The sequence below is a fragment of the Mycobacterium sp. ML4 genome (assembly GCF_054515735.1).
On record NZ_JBTNSY010000001.1, the window covers coordinates 247022 to 263929 of the forward strand.

At 66.7% G+C, this 16908-nt stretch carries 16 protein-coding genes and 1 pseudogene; 4 read left to right on the forward strand and 13 right to left on the reverse strand.

Features of this window, described 5'->3' with window-relative positions:
• Positions 1-22: 22 nt before the first annotated feature.
• The 5 genes from ACX9NE_RS01120 to ACX9NE_RS01140 all read right to left on the reverse strand — a co-directional run bounded on the left by ACX9NE_RS01120 (position 23) and on the right by ACX9NE_RS01140 (position 6525).
• On the reverse strand, positions 23-1384 hold the full coding sequence (locus ACX9NE_RS01120; protein ID WP_459360145.1) for a PE family protein: 1362 nt from the start codon (positions 1382-1384) through the stop codon (positions 23-25).
• Positions 1385-1477: 93 nt separating this feature from the next.
• Positions 1478-2254, reverse strand: coding sequence for an SDR family NAD(P)-dependent oxidoreductase (locus ACX9NE_RS01125; RefSeq protein ID WP_459360144.1), 777 nt, complete (start codon positions 2252-2254; stop codon positions 1478-1480).
• Positions 2251-3807, reverse strand: a complete 1557-nt coding sequence (locus ACX9NE_RS01130; RefSeq protein ID WP_459360143.1) for an MFS transporter — start codon at positions 3805-3807, stop codon at positions 2251-2253. Before ACX9NE_RS01130 ends, ACX9NE_RS01125 begins: the two co-directional genes overlap by 4 nt.
• An 82-nt stretch (positions 3808-3889) precedes the next feature.
• Positions 3890-4501, reverse strand: coding sequence for a TetR/AcrR family transcriptional regulator (locus ACX9NE_RS01135; RefSeq protein WP_459360142.1), 612 nt, complete (start codon positions 4499-4501; stop codon positions 3890-3892).
• Positions 4502-4680: 179 nt separating this feature from the next.
• Positions 4681-6525 carry a PE family protein gene (locus tag ACX9NE_RS01140; RefSeq protein WP_459360141.1) on the reverse strand — a complete coding sequence of 615 codons (1845 nt, stop codon included), beginning with the start codon at positions 6523-6525 and terminating at the stop codon, positions 4681-4683.
• A 291-nt stretch (positions 6526-6816) separates the two neighbouring features.
• Here ACX9NE_RS01140 and ACX9NE_RS01145 point away from each other — a divergent pair, with 291 nt between their 5' ends.
• The gene (locus ACX9NE_RS01145) at positions 6817-7269 is read left to right on the forward strand and encodes a PaaI family thioesterase (RefSeq protein WP_459360140.1); all 453 of its coding nucleotides are present in this window, start codon (positions 6817-6819) and stop codon (positions 7267-7269) included.
• Here the strand turns inward: ACX9NE_RS01145 and ACX9NE_RS01150 are convergent.
• Positions 7249-7803 (reverse strand): DUF2231 domain-containing protein, encoded by a 555-nt coding sequence (locus ACX9NE_RS01150; RefSeq protein WP_459360139.1) that lies wholly within the window; start codon positions 7801-7803, stop codon positions 7249-7251. The two genes, ACX9NE_RS01145 and ACX9NE_RS01150, sit on opposite strands and share 21 nt — an antisense overlap.
• Before the next feature lie 44 nt (positions 7804-7847).
• A complete protein-coding gene (locus tag ACX9NE_RS01155; protein WP_459360138.1) occupies positions 7848-8729 on the reverse strand; it encodes an amidohydrolase family protein in 882 nt (293 codons plus the stop codon).
• Between the two features lie 175 nt (positions 8730-8904).
• On the opposite strand from ACX9NE_RS01155, the gene ACX9NE_RS01160 reads away from it, so the two are divergent.
• Positions 8905-10044: an adenylate/guanylate cyclase domain-containing protein gene (locus ACX9NE_RS01160; RefSeq protein ID WP_459360137.1), complete on the forward strand. Its 1140-nt coding sequence runs from the start codon at positions 8905-8907 to the stop codon at positions 10042-10044.
• 366 nt (positions 10045-10410) lie between these two features.
• Here ACX9NE_RS01160 and ACX9NE_RS01165 read toward each other — a convergent pair whose 3' ends face one another.
• The 4 genes from ACX9NE_RS01165 to ACX9NE_RS01180 all read right to left on the reverse strand — a co-directional run bounded on the left by ACX9NE_RS01165 (position 10411) and on the right by ACX9NE_RS01180 (position 13272).
• On the reverse strand, positions 10411-10728 hold the full coding sequence (locus ACX9NE_RS01165; RefSeq protein ID WP_459360136.1) for a hypothetical protein: 318 nt from the start codon (positions 10726-10728) through the stop codon (positions 10411-10413).
• Between the two features lie 266 nt (positions 10729-10994).
• On the reverse strand, positions 10995-12128 hold the full coding sequence (locus ACX9NE_RS01170) for a glycosyltransferase (RefSeq protein ID WP_459360135.1): 1134 nt from the start codon (positions 12126-12128) through the stop codon (positions 10995-10997).
• 29 nt (positions 12129-12157) lie between these two features.
• Complete coding sequence (locus ACX9NE_RS01175; protein WP_459360134.1) at positions 12158-12646, reverse strand: UGSC family (seleno)protein; 489 nt, start codon at positions 12644-12646, stop codon at positions 12158-12160.
• On the reverse strand, positions 12643-13272 hold the full coding sequence (locus ACX9NE_RS01180; protein WP_459360133.1) for a TetR/AcrR family transcriptional regulator: 630 nt from the start codon (positions 13270-13272) through the stop codon (positions 12643-12645). Before ACX9NE_RS01180 ends, ACX9NE_RS01175 begins: the two co-directional genes overlap by 4 nt.
• 129 nt (positions 13273-13401) lie before the next feature.
• Between ACX9NE_RS01180 and ACX9NE_RS01185 the strand changes: the two genes are divergently transcribed.
• Together ACX9NE_RS01185 and ACX9NE_RS01190 are read left to right on the forward strand one after the other, a co-directional pair.
• Entirely contained in the window at positions 13402-14847 is a 1446-nt protein-coding gene (locus tag ACX9NE_RS01185) for an FAD-binding oxidoreductase (protein WP_459360132.1), read from the forward strand.
• A gap of 84 nt (positions 14848-14931) precedes the next feature.
• Positions 14932-15681, forward strand: a complete 750-nt coding sequence (locus ACX9NE_RS01190) for an enoyl-CoA hydratase (protein WP_459360131.1) — start codon at positions 14932-14934, stop codon at positions 15679-15681.
• On the opposite strand, the pseudogene ACX9NE_RS01195 reads toward ACX9NE_RS01190, so the two are convergent.
• Positions 15648-15923: pseudogene (locus ACX9NE_RS01195) on the reverse strand (response regulator transcription factor); the annotation flags it as partial. The gene ACX9NE_RS01190 and the pseudogene ACX9NE_RS01195 overlap by 34 nt on opposite strands.
• 533 nt (positions 15924-16456) lie before the next feature.
• Positions 16457-16858 carry a YchJ family protein gene (locus ACX9NE_RS01200; protein WP_459360130.1) on the reverse strand — a complete coding sequence of 134 codons (402 nt, stop codon included), beginning with the start codon at positions 16856-16858 and terminating at the stop codon, positions 16457-16459.
• Positions 16859-16908 lie beyond the last annotated feature (50 nt).

Sequence of the window (16908 nt, forward strand, 5' to 3'; positions counted from 1 at the left end):
ATTGCAGACCTCGGTCGCCGCCTCACGCCGGCGTCAATCCAGGCGCGCCGTTCGGGCCGACCAACAGATACGCGCCGAACCCGCCCGGCGCACCGATGCCCGGAACAGCGCCGATGCCGCCGTTGCCGCCGTGTCCGCCGATGCCGAAGAGAATCCCGCCGTAGCCGCCCTGGCCCCCGTTGCCTCCAACCGCCAAATTGGCGGCTCCGAAGCCGTTGCCGCCTGCGCCACCGAGTCCGAAGACGATGCCACCGAGTCCACCCAGCCCGCCGACCCCGCCTTTGCCGCCGGCACCCGAGCCTCCGCCGGCGCCGCCCGCGCCGCCGACGCCGAAGAAGGCTCCGCCGTCGCCTCCGTAACCGCCGGGCCCGCCGCTCCCGTTGGTCAGCGAGGTCCCGCCCACTCCACCCGCCCCACCGAAGCCGAACAGCTGGCCGGCGCCGCTACCGCCCTGGCCGCCCTGCCCTCCGGTGCTGGTTCCGACAGAGTCCCCACCGGCGCCGCCGTCGGCGCCGGTGCTGATCAGGTTGAACAGGATGTTGCCGCTACCACCCGTTCCACCGAGACCGGGGACTCCGCCGTTGAACGGGCTGGTCCCCCCGGCGCCCCCGGTGCCGCCAAGTCCGTACAGCAGGCCCAGTCCATCGCCGCCGTAGCCGCCCCAACCCGCAACGAAACCCCGCCCGCCGGCCCCGCCCGTGCCGCCGTTACCGAACAGGAACCCGCCACTACCGCCGTTGCCACCGTCGCCGGCGACGCCGGTTCCTCCGGCGCCACCCGTTCCGCCGGCACCGCCGTTGCCGAACAGGCCAACTGCGTTGCCGCCGCTGCCGCCGAAGCCCGCAAAGCCGTTGGGGACCGCGCCGCCTGCTCCTCCGCGGCCGCCGTTGCCGAACAGGAAACCGCTGTCACCGCCCCGGCCGCCATTCTGGCCCGCCGCACCCGATCCGCCGGTACCACCGTTGCCCCAGAGCAACCCGCCGTTCTGCCCGTTGGCGCCAGTTCCGTCGACGCCGTTGCGGCCGTCGCCGATCAGTGGCCGTCCCAGGATGCTCTCCACCGACACATTCACCTGATCAATTAAGTTCTGCAGCGGGTTGGCGCTCGCGGCTTCGGCGCTGGTGTAGGCGCCGGCACCGGCCGTCAGCAGTTGAACAAACCGCTGGTGGAATTCTTCGGCGCCGGTACTGACGGCTTGGTAGGCGCGGGCGTGCTCGTTGAACAGCGCGGCGACGGCCGCCGACACCTCATCGCCGCCCGCGGCGACCAGCGCTGAGGTGGGGACAGCCGCGGCCCCGTTGGCCGCGCCGATCGAGCCCGCGATGTTCCCCAGGCTGGCGGCGGCCGCCGTCAGTAACTCCGGTGCCGCAGTGACAAAGGACATCTCGACCTCCGAACCGACGCGTCGACCGCCCGAGGATCAGCGCATATCAGAAGATCGTATTGCCGCTCCGCGACAAATTCCGCAGCAAGATTCTCAGCGCCGCATCGACGCCATTACGCGCGCCAGGATGATCGACCTGATCTGTCGAGGAAGCATCTTCAGCGATGACGTGAGGAACTTTCCCCGCACTCCCGGCACCACGGTGATTCGCCGTCCCAGCGCGGCCCACATGGCTGTGGCGACCACGTCGGGGTCGGCCGCGGACCTCATCGTCAAGCCCGCACGCGCGGCGAAACCGGTGTGGACCGGTCCGGGCGCAACCGACAGTACGTCGACGCCGCACGGCTTGAGTTCGCGGTGCAATCCCTCGGCGAGGCTCTGTATGTAGGCCTTCGTCGCGGCGTAGTTCGCCTGGCCCGCCACGCCTTGCCAGCCGAGGATGGAGCCGAAGAGCACGATCCCACCGCGTCGCCGAGCCGACATCCGGGCGGCGAATGCTTGGGCAAGCTGCCCGACGGCGCTGACGTTGACGGCGATCATCTCCCGTTCGGCGGTAGCGGAGGCTTCAGCGAACGATCCGGTGGTCCCGAATCCCGCGGCCAAGACGGCCAGACCGACATCCAAGCCCGCAGTTGCGTCCAGAACCGTTGTGACGCCGGAATTATGGCTGAGGTCCGCCACCACAACGTGAGCCTTGACCCCGTACGTACGCTCCAGCCGATCGGCCAGGGCGTCGAGCGTTGCCTCGCTGCGTGCGACCAGGACGACGTCCAGGCCCTGTGCGGAAATGTGTTCGGCGGTTGCGCGGCCGATCCCGCTGCTGGCGCCGGTGATCACCGCCCACGGACCGTACTGCTCCAGCTTGGTCATGACCGGCTTCCCATGGGGTGTGCCGGCAGCACCGACAGCACGAAGAACGCTCCGACCAGGCATACCGCTGCCGCGGTCAGGCAACCGGCGCTCATGCCGGACAGGAATGCGTCGTTGACCGTGGCCCGCACGGTACCCGCGACCGGAGCCGGAGACTGCGCGGCGACGGCCAGACCCTGCGCCAGACCGTCCTCTGCCAGAGATCTGACCGGCGCGGGAAGTGCCTGCAGCCCTGGGCTTTCGGTGAGTGCGCGGATGTAGAGCGTGGAGAAGACGCTGCCGATGACCGCCACGCCGAGCGTGCCGCCCACCTGCCGGGTGGCGTCATTGACCGCCGATCCGGCACCCGCCTGTTCCGGCCGCACCACGCCCATGATGGAGTCGGTCGCCGGTGCGGTGGTCAGCCCCAGGCCGCCTCCCAGCAGCAACATCTGGGCTGCCATCTCCGGGTAGCCGACGCTCAGATCGATGATGCTGATCCAGGCAAAGGACGCGGCCATCATCAAAAGGCCAAGGAACACAATGGCTTTGGTGCCGACCCGGCTCACTGCCAGCCTGGTGCCCAGGACCGATCCGATGGCTATCGACAGCGCGACCGGCAAGATCCGGACACCGGTCCCCAGTGGCCCGAAGCCCTGCAGCAGCTGCATGAACTGGGTGATCAGGAAGATGAAACCGAACAAGGCGAAGAACGCCACTGTCACCGCTCCGCTGGCCGCGCTGAAGCGCAGGTTGGTGAACAGAGTGACATCGATCAACGGGTCGCGTTGCCGGCGCTCCCACAGCGCGAACCCGATGCCTGCGGCCAGCGCCAGCGTGAAACCGCCCAGAGTCCATGCCGAACTCCAACCCCGTTCCGGTGCTTCGATAATGGTGTAGACCAGCGTGCCCAGCATCAGCACGGACAGGGTCAGTCCGCCGCGGTCGAGCCGCGAGCCCGGGTCCGGCGAGGAGGCCGGAATGACGACCGGCGCCGCGACGGCGGACGCGAGGGCGATGGGCGCCAGAGCCAGGAAAAGGCTTCCCCACCAGAAGAATTCGAGAAGTGCCCCGCCGAGGATAGGGCCGATCGCCACACCCAGGCCGGTGACCGCACCCCACAGTCCAATCGCGACCGCGCGCTGACGGGCCTCACGGAATGTGTCGGTGATGATGGCCAGCGTGGTCGGATAGATTAGAGCCGAGGACACTCCCATCACCACTCGCATCGCGATCAGGGTTCCGGTCGTGGTGCACAGCGCAGCACCCGCGCTGCTCAGCGCAAACAGGATCAGACCGGCGATCAGCGTCCCGCGGCGGCCGAACTTGTCACCGATGGTGCCACCGGCCAGCACCAGTGCCGCGAACGCCAGATTGTAGGCGTCGACGATCCACTGCAGACCACGCGTCGACGCGCTGAGGGCTGAATTCAAGGTTGGCAGTGCAACATTGACGATCGTGGTTTCCACGTTGATCGCCAGCGAGGCGATCAGGACGACGGTCAGGATGGCGGCCGGTCGGAATCGGGTCGTCGTGGCCTGCGGATCGGGTCGGTTCAGTGCATTGATGGTCATCGGGCGTCCGCCTTATGTTGACAGCAGTAACATCGGCAAGCATGACAGTAGAAGTTATCGCTGTCAACATGCCGGCTGCGGGCTAGCGGATGCCGTCTTGGAAGACGTCAAGCAGACGGTCGGTGATCAACCGCTTGCGGTGGTCATCAGCCTCGGCCAGCGGTCCGTCGAGGAAGAGTGTCGACAGGCCGTGCACCGCCGCCCAGGCCGCTTCGTCGAGTCCGTCGCGCAGGCCGGGACTGACAACTTCGGTGGCGACCAGGTCGTCGATGCAGCGGCTGAGGATGTGGAACGGATGACGTTCGGGGGAGACGGTGGTGGCAGATTCGCGCGGGCCGTCAGGTGCGAAAGCCGTTCGGAAAAGGCCCGGTTCGGCACGGGCGAAGTCCACGTAGGCCTGTCCGGTGGCTCGCAGTCGCGCCAGTGCGCGGTGCTTGCGCGGGCCGCGCGTCGAAACCGCGGCGATCGACTCGGCCATGGCGTCGCCGAGCATCGTCATCGCGTACACCTGCACCGCACCCAGTAGTGCCTGCCGATCCGCATAGTGGCGGTAAGCCGCCGAGTTGCTCACTCCGGCCGCGCGTTGCACATCCCGCAGCACCACCGCGTCCGGGCCCCCGGCCCGGGCCAACTGCACGGCGTGGTCCAGCAGTGCCTGCCGCAGGTTGCCGTGGTGGTAGGAGTGGGCCGCCATGTTGACAAGTCTTACATCGAAAGGCCACCGGAAACTGTTCCATTCTTCAAATCGACCCGACGACGTCGGATGAACGTGTGTGGCGGTCGTGATGACTGCTTCGACATCGTTAGCCATGTGCGCCGTTTCGATGCTGTGCCGATCGCGCAGATGAGACGGAGCCGGGTAGCTCCCTCGACCTAACCCTGCTGACCGGGCGAGCCTGCCTTGCCTGGGCTGCCATCCGACCCGGGCGAGCCCGGATTTGGCGCGCTGCCGCCCAGGCCGCGGGTGCCGAAGTCGCCACCGGTTCCGCCGCCGCCGCCCGCGCCACCTACACCGGCCGCGCCATTGGCCCCCGACTGTCCGAACCATCCGCCGGCTCCACCGATGCCGCCGCTTGCACTGCCGCCGCCGGTGCCGCCGGTGCCGCCGGTGCCGCCGGTGCCGCCGTTGTTGCCGTTGCCGCCGACGCCGTTTGTGACGGCGGCATCGCCGCCGTCACCGCCCATGCCACCGACACCACCTACACCACCAGCGCCGCCAGCGCCTCCGGCCCCTGCGTACCCGCCCGCGCCGCCGTTGCCGAATAGCAGGCCGCCCCGGCCGCCGTCTCCGCCTGCGCCGCCTGCGCCGCCCGTTCCGCCCGTTCCGCCCAGGCCGCCGTCCCCGGCCGCACCGCCGAGTCCGCCGCCAGGGCTCGGGGCCGAGGTGGCAGATATGACTTGCCCGCCGTCCCCGCCGTGCCCGCCCTGCCCGCCGTCGGCTCCCATGCCGCCGGCACCACCCGTGCCGCCGACACCGCCGGCCCCGCCGTTGCCGGCGATCAGGCCACCACTGCCACCGCTACCGCCGGCGCCGCCGGCATTGCCGGCACCGCCCGACGCGCCCGTGGCACCCCCACCGCCGAGGCCACCAGAGCCGGCCGCGACGAAGCCCTTGGCGGGCACACTGATCGAGCTGGCATCCCCGCCACGGCCGCCGGCGCCACCGGCACCACCGGGGGCACTGCCGACGGTTCCGTTCCCGCCGGCACCGCCGAGGGCGCTGCCCAGGTTTGTGAGCGCGGTACCGCCGCCGCCCCCGGCGCCCCCGTTTGCGCCGGCGCCGCCGGTGCCGCCGTTACCGGCGATCGCGTCGCCGGTACCGGTGTTGATAATGATCACGTCTCCACCGCGACCGCCGGTCCCGCCGGTGGCTCCGGCGCCGCCATAAGCCCCCGCGCCAGCGGAGCCTCCCGTCTCACCATTCGTGCCGCTCAAGACAAAGACGCTCGTACCGTTATTGCCAGGCGCGGCGGTGCCGACGATGGTCGGGTTCACCCCGTTGGCTCCCGCCAAGCCAGCTCCACCTTGGCCGCCTACCCCACCATCACCGAACAACAGGGCGCTGCCACCGTTGCCCCCGTGCCCGGGACTTCCACCGTTGATACCCGCCAGTGCGGCCCCGCCCCGCCCGCCGGCTCCGCCGTTTCCAAACAGCCACCCGCCGGTCCCGCCGTTGCCGCCGGCGACGCCGGCCCCGCCGATACCGCCGGCACCGCCGTTTCCGATGAGACCTGCGTTACCGCCGTTGCCGCCCACCTGGCCGGGCAACCCGTTACCACCGTTACCGCCGTTGCCATACAACAAGCCACCGGCGCCACCGTTTTGTCCCGGCCCACCATTGGTGCCGTCACCAATTAGCGGACGGCCCAACAGCGCCTGCGTGGGCGCGTTGATGACACCCAAGACCTGCTGCTCGAGTATCGCCAACGGGGAGCTGTTTGCAGCCTCAGCACCGGCATAGGACAGTGCACCGCCGCGCAATGCTGCAACGAAACTCGTATGAAACGCCGACGTCTGCGCGGCGATGATCTGATAAGCCTCACCGTACTCGTCGAACACCGACGCGATCGCGGCCGAGACTTCGTCAGCTCCCGCTGAGAGCAGTGACGTCGTAGGGCGCACCGCCGATGCGCGGGCCGCACTCAACGATGTGCCGATGCTTTCCAAATTCGTTGCTGCGGCTGACAACGTCTCCGGTGATGCAAACAAAAATGACATTGCTCTCTCCTGTCGAACACGTTGGATCGCTGGAAACTCCGGATCATTTCCGGAGATACTTGCACGGATGATGCCCCAAAATCGCGGTATTCACCCACAAAAATGTTTGAATACGCTAAGGCCGCTATACGAACCTGTGTGTTCAAAATCCACGTAATTGGAATTTCCTGCACGCCACGCTGACAACGCCCGCGCGCTGCCGCTACTGTCGTTCCGCCGGCTGGAACAATGGCTGATTGCGGTCAGTCCCAGGCGTCGGCGGGCGGGCGTCGGTATGTAACGATCGACCACGTGACCGACCAACTCGTCGAGATGATGAACACCGCCCTGTCATCCACCATTCCGATCGCCGAGCACATGGGTGTGAAGGTGGTCGAGGCGCGCCGCGGCTTTGCAGCGGCGACGGTTCCGGTCGAGGGCAACGGCAACCACTTCGGCGTCATCTACGCGGGCGTTCAGTTCACCGTCGCCGAAGTGCTGGGCGGGATCATCGCTTTGGCGACCTTCGACGCCAGCAAGTACTTCCCATTGGTCAAGAACGTCGACATCGCATTCCGGGTGATGGCCACTACACAGCTACGCGCCGAGGCAAGCATGGACGACGAGACGATCGCCCGTGTCGAAGCCGAGGCAGCGGCGCAGGGCAAGTCCGACTACATCGTCGATGCGGTGGTCACCGATGCGGCCGGCACTGTGGTAGCCACCACGCACGGGCTGTATCAGCTACGCGCCCAACGGAACTGAAACTTTGCCGCGCAGCGGCTGCCAGCGGAACATGCCCGCGCCCTGAGCGTAGGACAGATGACCGCCCAGTGCGCCGCCGACGCTGAGAATCGTCAGGCCCAGCAGGGTCAACAGGCGTGCCGCGCGTGGCCGTTCCTTGCGATAGGCCCGATAGGACAGTACGAACATGATCACGCCCGAGAAGTTGGTTGCCGCGTGGACAAGCCCGACCCGCTGCTGTCGGCGGGTCAGCGACGGGTAGTCCGCCCATCCGGCCAGCACGGTCGGCGGAGTTGCCGCCAGGCCGACGGCAAGAAGCCGGCGGGCTGCGGTGGCGTCATTGAAGACGAAGCTGAAGACCGCTGAGGTCAGCCAGCTACCGATCGGAAGGGTCACCAGCAGCGGGTGCACGGGATGCCCGAGCCAGGATCCGCGCAGGGCTCTGGCAAGGCGGCCGTGGCCGATCAACTGTTCCGCGATGTCTGAGGCGGCCGCCGCCGGCGGGTCCACCGACTCGATCTCTTCGACGCGACTCAGCAGGTGATGCATGTTCATACAGGGTGACTACCCGGTGGTGCGGCCCTCAATCCGGGAGTTGGTTACGGGGTCAGCCGGAAAAGCTGAGCGGCATTGTGGTGCAGGACCTTTCGCAGCCACCGGTCATCTACGCCCGGCAACCGGGTCAGTACGCTCAGTGCGTCGGCGTAGTCGTAGGGAATGTTGGGGAAGTCGCTACCGAACATGATGCGGTCAGCGTGAGCGCGGAGCCGCCCGTATTCGGATACCGGAAACGGCATGGTCTCCTCCATGAACGGGGTAAACGCCATGGTGGTGTCGAACCGTACCTCCGGGTAGCGGTCGGCCAAGTCGAGGAACTCGCTGTACTCCGGCATGCCCATGTGAGCAATGATCAGACGCAGCCGGGGATGGCGCTTCAACAGCACCGCGACGGGGGCGGGACCGGTGTATTCCCCAGGTGCGGGACCGGATCCGCAATGAATGACCACGGGGATGGCCGCTTCCTCGATCACACCCCACGCGTCATCGAGCATGGGGTCGGTGGGGTCGTACCGCCCGACCTGGATATGCGCCTTGAACACCCGCGCGCCCTCGTCGACGGCATGCCGGACATAGTCCGCGACACCGGGCTCCGGGTAGAGGGTTGCCGTGTGCAGGCAGTCCGGCGTGGCGGCGGCAAACGCTGTCGCCCATCCATTGAGCCAGGCCGCCATCTGCGGCTTGTGCGGATAGACCAGCGAGGTGAACGCGCGAACCCCGAAGGCGCGCAACTTCTCCAATCGCCGTTGCTCATCCGTGCGGTAAGCGATTGGCCACGGGCGTCCCACCAGCGGCCCCGCGTCGTCGAAGTATTTCCAGACCTTGTCCATAACGGACTTGGGCATGAAGTGGGTGTGCACGTCGACGATGCCGGGCAGGCCCAGCTGCCGCCAGATTTGGCGCACCGAAGCAATCTCATCCATCGGTTGCCAGGATGGCAGGCACCACCCTGCCGTCAACGGGAGGGGTTAGGACGCATTCCCATCATGGACGCTGACCGAATCGGTCGGCGCCGCCCGCGAGAGAGATACCGATGCGCTTGTGGGAGGGAAATTTCGCACAGCTTCCGCCACGGCTGAAGCGGTGTACCTTGACGCCGTGGCAGAAGACCCCGACGACGGTGGCATCGAGGCATTAGGGCTGCTCGACGACCTGCACGGGCGGGCCCGGCAAGAGCGCGCCGAACTTGTTCGATGGCTGCTCGGCCGCGGCTTCAACGTCGACCAGATCCGCGGCGAGTTCAGCCCGATGCTGCTTCCGGCCATTCGCATGATCGGCGACGATGGAGCGTTGGCCTCGCCGCAGGAGATTTCGGACTCCAGCGGGGTGAACCTGGAGCTGCTGCGCCGGCTGCACGGCGCCGCAGGGCTGGTTCAGTCGGAGGACCCCGATACGCGACTGCTTTCGCGGGCGGATGCCGAATCCGTATTAGGCGCAGCACGATTGGTCGAGGTCGGACTCGACCCGGCGCAGGTGACCTTGATCGTGCGACTGCTGATGGACGGCCTGACCGGTGTAGCGGTGATGATGCGGCAAGCGGCGCTGCAAGCGGCACTGCACCCCGGGGCAACCGAGCTCGAGCTGGCCCAGGCCTTCGAGGTGCTGGCGCACGATGCCGAACCGCTGCTGGGACCCATGGTCGGCGACTTGTTGCGGCTGGCCCTGCGGCATTCCTTTGAGACAGAAGCGATCAATGCGTTCGAGCGCGCCACCGGTACCCTGCCCGGTGCACGGCAGGTCGCGGTGGCCTTCGCCGACTTGGTGGGTTTCACACGGCTGGGGGAGCAGATACCGCCGGAAGATCTGGGACTGGTCGCCCTGCGGCTGGCGGACCTTGCCCGGGCGGTTGTCAAACCTCCCGTCCACTTCGTCAAGACCATCGGCGACGCGGTGATGCTGGTCTGCTCAGACCCGCTCAGACTGCTGGTGACGATTCTGGACCTGGTTGATGCGGCGGCTACGGATGATTTCCCGCGGCTGCGAGCGGGACTCGCGTTCGGTCCCGCAGTCAACCGTGCCGGGGACTGGTATGGCAGCCCGGTCAATCTCGCCAGCAGAGTCACGGGTGCCGCGCCGGCGGGAACTGTGCGGGTGACCGAGGCTGCGCGCCAGGCAATCGGGGATCCGGCCGGTATCGAGTGGACGGTGGCCCAGGCGCGTCGACTGAAAGGAATACGCGGCGAGGTCCAGCTGCATGGTGCCCGCCGGCTTTCCGCGGACGCCAGCTCCGCGCGGTAGTCGATCGCAGTGGGCTGAGCGCGTCGCTGCGGGTGTTGGGCGCCAGTCCCGGCCGGATCGCTGCATGGCCCGCTTCTCTGGCCAGCATCACGCCCACAATGCGTCGTGCGCGCAACGCGGCGGCGTCCGCCTGGAATTCCACTCCGCTTCGCCACCGGTCGTAACCCGAGTGTTGGCAGGCCATTTCGAGTATGGTGGTGTCGCGCTCGGCCACTCCGGACAGGAACGAGCGCTGGCGAGCCGTCACCTCATCACGAGCGTGCGTCCGGGTGGTGGTGTACCGCTCTCCGTTCGCCGTAGCGATCTCCCAGAACTGGCGGTGCATGGCAGGGGAGACGAAGCAGCCGCTTTCGCGGCGCTTGTACGTCAGGCTACGGTCGAGTCCGGTCGATTCGGCTTCCCAATCAGTGACATGGGCACTTCCAGGACCGACTGGTCCGACGTGATTTCGAATGAGACGCCGGAGCGTTGACACACCACCTCGAACTGCTCGAGCGCTGCGGCGGCTTCTTCCGCGGACAGCGTCTTGGCGGCGAAACGTTCGATATGCAGAATCCCTGCCGGCCAGTGGGCGCATTGTTGCTCCACGGCGTCAAGCAATGCCTCAGGCCCACAGCAGTACACCAGGGGTGCTGTCGTCGGGATCCGGGAGCAGCGATGCCAGATCCAGCAGACCTCGTTCATCCTGAGGCCACCGTCACACGCCCGGGGAAGCGCTCGGTCAACTCGTCGGCAAAAGCCATGGACGCCTTGGTCCGTCCGCCGTAGAGCGGCTTCCACTCGGTGCCGGCGCGCTGCCGCCTATGCCGTCCGTTTGGATACAGCATATTCCGCACGAATTATCCGGGCGTGAGAGGACCGCCGGCAGTAGCCCACCTCGCACGAATACAACTGTCGTGCAGCGGATCTCGCGTTTCCGGACAACCTGGATAGCGCCGCAGTCGGTGCTGTCACGACATCGAAGCCGCGGTGTGCTCGATGATCGCGTCGGCGGCGGTTTCAGCACCATCCCGTTGGCGAATCAGTTCTCCCAGGCGTCCAGCGGCGTGTCGGTAGCGTGGGTCCTCGAGCGTCTGACGCATCGCCGCGCGAATGCGCTGGGAGCTAACGTGTTTGTGCAGCAAGATACCGGCGCCCGCTTGCTGCAGGGCCTCGCCCACCAGCTTCTGGTCGATCATCGGGTTGGCCGGCATGATCACCACCGGCACCCCGAAAGACAGCGCTCGCATGGTTGTGCTGTGTCCGCCATGACCCACCAGCAACGATGCGGTGGCCAGCACCTCGTCATGATCGAGCCAGCAGTGAATCGACGCGTTCTGCGGGACCCGCAATCCCGACGCGTCGATCGCGGGACCGAGCGTGACCTTCGCCCGCACCGGCAGCGCTGCAACTGCATCAAGGATGCGCTGCAACATGTTCCGTTGTCCGGCGAACGCGCAGGTGCTGAGGCTGATCAGCAGGTTCGGTCCCGGCAGGAACCGAGCCTGGGCAGGAACGCCTTGCCACACCACGCCGACGTGATGCACCGGCGGTGCGCCGTGAATCGGGTCGAGTTCGCGAGTGGCAGTGACGATTTGCAGCGCGCCGCTGTTCTCGGCGCGCAGCGGTGCGACGCCGTGAAGGCGCATCAGCCAACCGATCGGACCGGCCGCCTTGTTCTGCACCTGTCGGTAGAAGCAGTGCACGAAGACCACAGTGGGAAGATGCGCGATGACTACTTCGTCGATAGCCGCGGCGAGCAGCATGTCGACGACAACGACGTCGACGCCGTGGCGGCGTGCCGCTGCCACGCTATCGCGCCCGATACGGCGGTCGACAGTGAGCTTGAGGAAATCTTTGGTCATGCTCAGCAGCGAACGTTGCCGGATGGGATCGAAATCGGATCCGGCAAGCATTGATTCAAATGAGAATCCCGCTGCCTCAACCCGGTCCTGGATGCCCGGGTGGCCAAGGAAGTGAACCTGCGCGCCCCGGGACCGCAGTGCCCGGGCGACGCCCAGTTGAGGCGGAATGTTGCCGCCTGCGTCAACCGTGACGAACAACACCCGCGGGGCCGGGGCGTCAGGGAGCGGCGGAAGCGGCATGAGTCATGATTAGCATGCGAATCCGCCTCTCAGACAGCCATATCCTCGCTGCCTGTATCGCCGAACCAGATGAGGCGCGCTTGCGGCGCGATCTCGGCGGCGCGGCCCTCGAGTTGGTCCAGAGTCAGGCCACTCATTGGATGTGTGAAAACCGCTTGATCCAAGCGGGCCATCCCTCGCATTTCACACTGCAGGCGTGCCTCCAACGCGAATTCCGTTGTCACAATCGCGACGGTCGGTATACCGGCTTTCTCGAGCCGTATCGCGTCGTCGACGCAAGTCGTGCAGGACCAGGCGCAGTCGCCGACCGCGGTGAGGGCGATATCGTTTTCGGCGGCGATCTCCGCGATCAGATCGGAGCTGGCATTCGAGGCGAAGTAGTGCTTGTCGTAATAGCGGACCACGGCGAAAGTCATTCCGTTGGCGGCTAATCGGCGCACGGTGGCCAGCAGCAATCGGGCGGAGTTGCACTTGGCGTTGCCCAACACGGCCAGACGCAGGCAGTGGTCACCGCTCATACTGAAGTGCGGACCGCGTTGAGAATGGCGTCGGTCATGAACTGCATGCGTTCTAGTACTTCGTCTGCGCTGAGCATCCGGTCGCGCCGCAGCAACTTCCAGGTGTACAGATCGGTCGCCACCACCAGTGCATCGACGATTCGGGCCCGCGCGCCCGGCTGGTCGGGCAGGCGGTCTTCGAACACCGCGGTCACCCACCTTCGATGCTCGGCCCGCCCGTTGTCGCACAACTTCCGTGCCCGGGGGTCGAAGTCCTCTTCGCGAAGTACCCCAAGGACCATCTCGCCGCGACGTTCGTAGTGCTCGAGTAGGGTGTCCAAGGCGCGGCCGGTGCCGGGGCTCGGCGGTGTCCGCTCGATGAGAATTTCCTCGTGCACCCGCGCCCACGCGGCCGCGATCAGCGATTCGCGATTGCCGAAATGGCGCATCACCGTCTTCACCGTGACGCCCGCCCGTTCGGCGACCTTATTCAGCGTGATCGCGAAAGACTGCTCAGTGACGAAGCAGTCGATTGTTGCCTGCACGATCGCCTCGTGCGTCGCTTCGGCGGCCTCTTTGCGCGCGCGCATCTCGTAGCTGCGCTTAGAAGTCTCCGAAACCAGTTTCGTGTCCATCACGGTCAACATGAAAGCATGATTTCGGGCACATGGTAAAGGACATGAAAGCAAGGTCACAAAGTAAAGGTTCGGCCACGGTTCGACCGGGCGGCGACGCGTCAGCCCGGCTCGGGTCGCCTCAGGGGTGACGATCCGGATATGACGGAACGCCGGGCACAGATCTCGCGGCAGACGTTGCTGCGGGGTGCGGCCGGCGCGTTGGCTGCCGGCGTGGTGTTCGGACCTGGCAGGGTGGCGGCCGATCCGGTCGCGTCCGGCTGGGACGGTCTTTCCACCGCTCTGGGCGGGCAGGTCATCCAACCCGGTAGCGCCCAATTCGGGCCGGCCAAGCAGGTGTTCAACACCAACTACAACGACGCGACGCCAGCGGCGATCGTCACGCCGAGGTCACCGGCGGACGTGCAGAAGGCGATGGCGTTCGCCACTGCCAACAAGCTCAAGGTCGCGCCGCGCAGCGGTGGGCATTCCTACACCGGGGCCTCCACGGCGAATGGAACCATGGTGCTCGATCTGCGCCAGTTGCCGGGCGACGTCCATTACGACGCCGCTAGCGGTCAGGTGACGGTCACTCCCGCGACGGGTCTGTATGAGGTGCATCAGGTTCTGGCCGCCGCAGGCCGGGGCATCCCGACCGGCACCTGCCCGACGGTCGGCGCCGCGGGGCATGCCCTGGGCGGCGGACTGGGCGCCCAGTCCCGGCACGCGGGCCTGCTGTGTGACCAGTTGACCTCGGCTCAGGTGGTGCTACCCGGAGGGCAAGCGGTGACGGCGTCCGCGTCCAGCAACCCGGACCTGTTCTGGGCGTTGCGTGGTGGCGGTGGCGGCAACTTCGGCGTCACCACCTCGCTGAGTTTCGCCACCTTCCCGACCCAGGATGTCGACACCGTCAACCTGAACTTCGCGCCGCAATCGTTCGCGCAGGTCCTCGTCGGTTGGCAGAACTGGCTGCGAAGCGCCGATAGGAACAGCTGGGCACTCGCGGACAGCACCACCGACGCGACGGGCACGCATTGCCGGATCCTCGCAACCTGCCCGGCGGGTTCGGGCAACAGCGTTGCGGCGGCGATTATTTCGGCTGTCGGCGTGCAGCCGACCGGCACCGAGAACAATACGTTCAATTATCTCGACCTGGTGCGCTATCTGGCCGTCAACAACCTCAACCCGGCACCCCTCGGGTATGTCGGCGGCTCAGATGTTTTCACGACGATCACTCCGGCGACCGCCCAGGGGATCGCAGCGGCGGTCGACGCCTTCCCACGCAACGCGGGCCGCATGCTGGCGATCATGCATGCGCTGGACGGTGCCATGGCCACCGTGGCGCCAGGCGCCACCGCGTTTCCGTGGCGAAAGCAGTCCGCGCTGGTGCAGTGGTACGTCGAGACATCGGGCTCACCGTCGGCCGCGACGGCCTGGCTCGGCACCGCACACCAGGCGGTGCGAGAGTATTCGGTCGGTGGGTACGTGAACTACCTCGAGGCAAACCAGCCGTCGGGTCGATACTTCGGTTCGAATCTTTCGCGGCTGAGCGCCGTGCGCCAGAAGTACGACCCCGGGCGGATCATGTTCTCGGGCCTGAATTTTTAGCGTCGTTCGGATGAGTGGACAGGTAAGGGGAGAAGCGGTGCGGGATCAATGCCGGGACAACTGCGGTAGTGACGAGGTCGCGCAGTGATCGGGCTCTCGCGAGACGCTGACGTGCTGACGGTTCGGATACAGCGGCCGGAACGGCGCAACGCCCTCAACGCCGCTGTGATCGATGAACTCCGGGTGACGTTCGAGGGCGCTGCCGCAGACGGTCTGAAGGCCATCGTCCTGACCGGTGAGGGCAGCGTCTTCTGTTCCGGAATGGACCTGTCGGGGTCGGGGGCTGCCTCTGCGGAGAACCTCATCGATGAATTGATGGACAAGGCCATAGCGCTCAACGCGGCGATCGACCACACGCCGGTGCCGGTCGTCGCAGCCATCAACGGTCCCGTCATCGGAGCCGGTGTACAGCTGGCGATCATCTGCGACCTCCGGGTGGTTGAACCGAATGCGTATTTTCAACTCCCAGTAGCTAAATACGGGCTTGCCGCCGATACCTGGACGGTCCGGCGGCTCACCTCCCTGGTGGGTCACGGGCGCGCCCGCGCCATGCTGATGGCGGCTCAGAAACTCCCTGCCGATGAGGCGCTGTTGTGCGGGATGGCGAACCGTATAGGCACTCTCGAGGACGCTCAGCAGTGGGCACACGAGATCGCCGGGCTGGCTCCGCTGTCGCTAGAGCATGCCAAGCGGGTGCTCAATGACGATGGCGCCTGGGACACCGAAAAGCCCGTTCATCAAGAGATGTTCGAGGCGGCGTGGAAGAGTCAAGACGCCGTGGAGGCGCAAGTGGCCCGCTTTCAGAAGCGGGCGCCCGTGTTCCAGGGTCGGTGACCGCATGAGCTGTGTCGGGCCGCCTCACGAATGATGCCTGCGCGGGAAGTGACGCCGAGTTTGGCGTAGGAGTGGGTGAGGTGAGTTTGTACGGTGCGCGGGGAGATGAACAGTTGGGCGGCGATTTCTTTGTTGGCCATTCCTTGTCCGAGCAACTGAACGACGTCACGTTCGGTCGGTGTGAGCGCGTCCCGGCCGATGGTCGAGCGCCTGCGTTGACCGCGGCCGCGTTGTGAGTAGGCGCGCCGGCCGGTGCACTGCTGGCCTCGGCACCCCCCACGGGCTCTACCGGTTCATGCTCCGCAATTTTCGACGGCATCCATGGCGCATGGTCAGGGCTGCGCTCACCCGGAATTCGCTCGGGTTGATCAACACCCCCGCGCGGGCGCGTGAGGCTTTTTCGCAGCAGACGTCGCTGACGCGGATGTTGCCCGCGGGGCGGGTATGTTCCAAGAGAAGAGCCCGCGGGCGGTTCTCGACACGATGCTCGTACATCGCGTTCGGCCGCAACGCGTTTCGAACCGTTGCTCGTCCTCGGTGCAGAACTTGATCGTTCGATCACGGAAAAGGAAGTGCATGCGACGGCACGCGCCTACCGCACCCGGGCGGAAATCTTCCGCGGCTCAGGCCACGACATGATGCTCGATCCCCGGTGGGCTGCCGTGGCTGAGCGCATTCACGGGTGGCTGTCTTCGCAGGGCCTGTGTACCGGGAACGGGTGACGCAGAATCCCTCGCGGTACGCCATTCCTGAGCTTTGCCGCTGATGCCCGACGTCAATCCAGCGCGTCCCCGTCGACATACAACCAGCGGCCCTTCTCCCGCGTGAACCGGCTGCGTTCGTGCAGCATCCGGCGGCTGCCGTGGCGCACGTACTGGGCGCGAAATTCCACCACCCCGGTGGTGTCGTCCTGGGCACCGGCTTCGGTGTCGACGATCTGCAACCGACGCCACACGACGTCGCTGTCCAGGTGCAGTCGCTGCGGTCGAGTGCGGGGATGCCAGCTGAGGAGAAGATAATCGGCGTCGCCCAGTGCGAAAGCGCTGAAGCGGGAGCGCATCAGGGCCAGGGCGGTGGCGGCGCCACGTTCGCCGATGTGCAATGGCCGGCAGCAGTCGGCGTAGCTGTCGGCCGAGCCGCAGGGGCACCGTTCCCCATCGTGCGCCTTGACGCCCATGAGGGGATTGTTTCAGGCTGCAGGTTGGCGCAACAGCGAAGGAGAGTCGC

What these genes read in the sequence shown, in the direction of transcription:
- ACX9NE_RS01120 (WP_459360145.1), bottom strand. Translation starts at nt 1,384, where the DNA reads ATGTCCTTTGTCACTGCGGCACCGGAGTTACTGACGGCGGCCGCCGCC.
- ACX9NE_RS01125 (WP_459360144.1), bottom strand. Translation starts at nt 2,254, where the DNA reads ATGACCAAGCTGGAGCAGTACGGTCCGTGGGCGGTGATCACCGGCGCC.
- ACX9NE_RS01130 (WP_459360143.1), bottom strand. Translation starts at nt 3,807, where the DNA reads ATGACCATCAATGCACTGAACCGACCCGATCCGCAGGCCACGACGACC.
- ACX9NE_RS01135 (WP_459360142.1), bottom strand. Translation starts at nt 4,501, where the DNA reads ATGGCGGCCCACTCCTACCACCACGGCAACCTGCGGCAGGCACTGCTG.
- ACX9NE_RS01140 (WP_459360141.1), bottom strand. Translation starts at nt 6,525, where the DNA reads ATGTCATTTTTGTTTGCATCACCGGAGACGTTGTCAGCCGCAGCAACG.
- ACX9NE_RS01150 (WP_459360139.1), bottom strand. Translation starts at nt 7,803, where the DNA reads ATGAACATGCATCACCTGCTGAGTCGCGTCGAAGAGATCGAGTCGGTG.
- ACX9NE_RS01155 (WP_459360138.1), bottom strand. Translation starts at nt 8,729, where the DNA reads ATGGATGAGATTGCTTCGGTGCGCCAAATCTGGCGGCAGCTGGGCCTG.
- ACX9NE_RS01165 (WP_459360136.1), bottom strand. Translation starts at nt 10,728, where the DNA reads ATGAACGAGGTCTGCTGGATCTGGCATCGCTGCTCCCGGATCCCGACG.
- ACX9NE_RS01170 (WP_459360135.1), bottom strand. Translation starts at nt 12,128, where the DNA reads ATGCCGCTTCCGCCGCTCCCTGACGCCCCGGCCCCGCGGGTGTTGTTC.
- ACX9NE_RS01175 (WP_459360134.1), bottom strand. Translation starts at nt 12,646, where the DNA reads ATGAGCGGTGACCACTGCCTGCGTCTGGCCGTGTTGGGCAACGCCAAG.
- ACX9NE_RS01180 (WP_459360133.1), bottom strand. Translation starts at nt 13,272, where the DNA reads ATGTTGACCGTGATGGACACGAAACTGGTTTCGGAGACTTCTAAGCGC.
- ACX9NE_RS01185 (WP_459360132.1), top strand. Translation starts at nt 13,402, where the DNA reads ATGACGGAACGCCGGGCACAGATCTCGCGGCAGACGTTGCTGCGGGGT.
- ACX9NE_RS01200 (WP_459360130.1), bottom strand. Translation starts at nt 16,858, where the DNA reads ATGGGCGTCAAGGCGCACGATGGGGAACGGTGCCCCTGCGGCTCGGCC.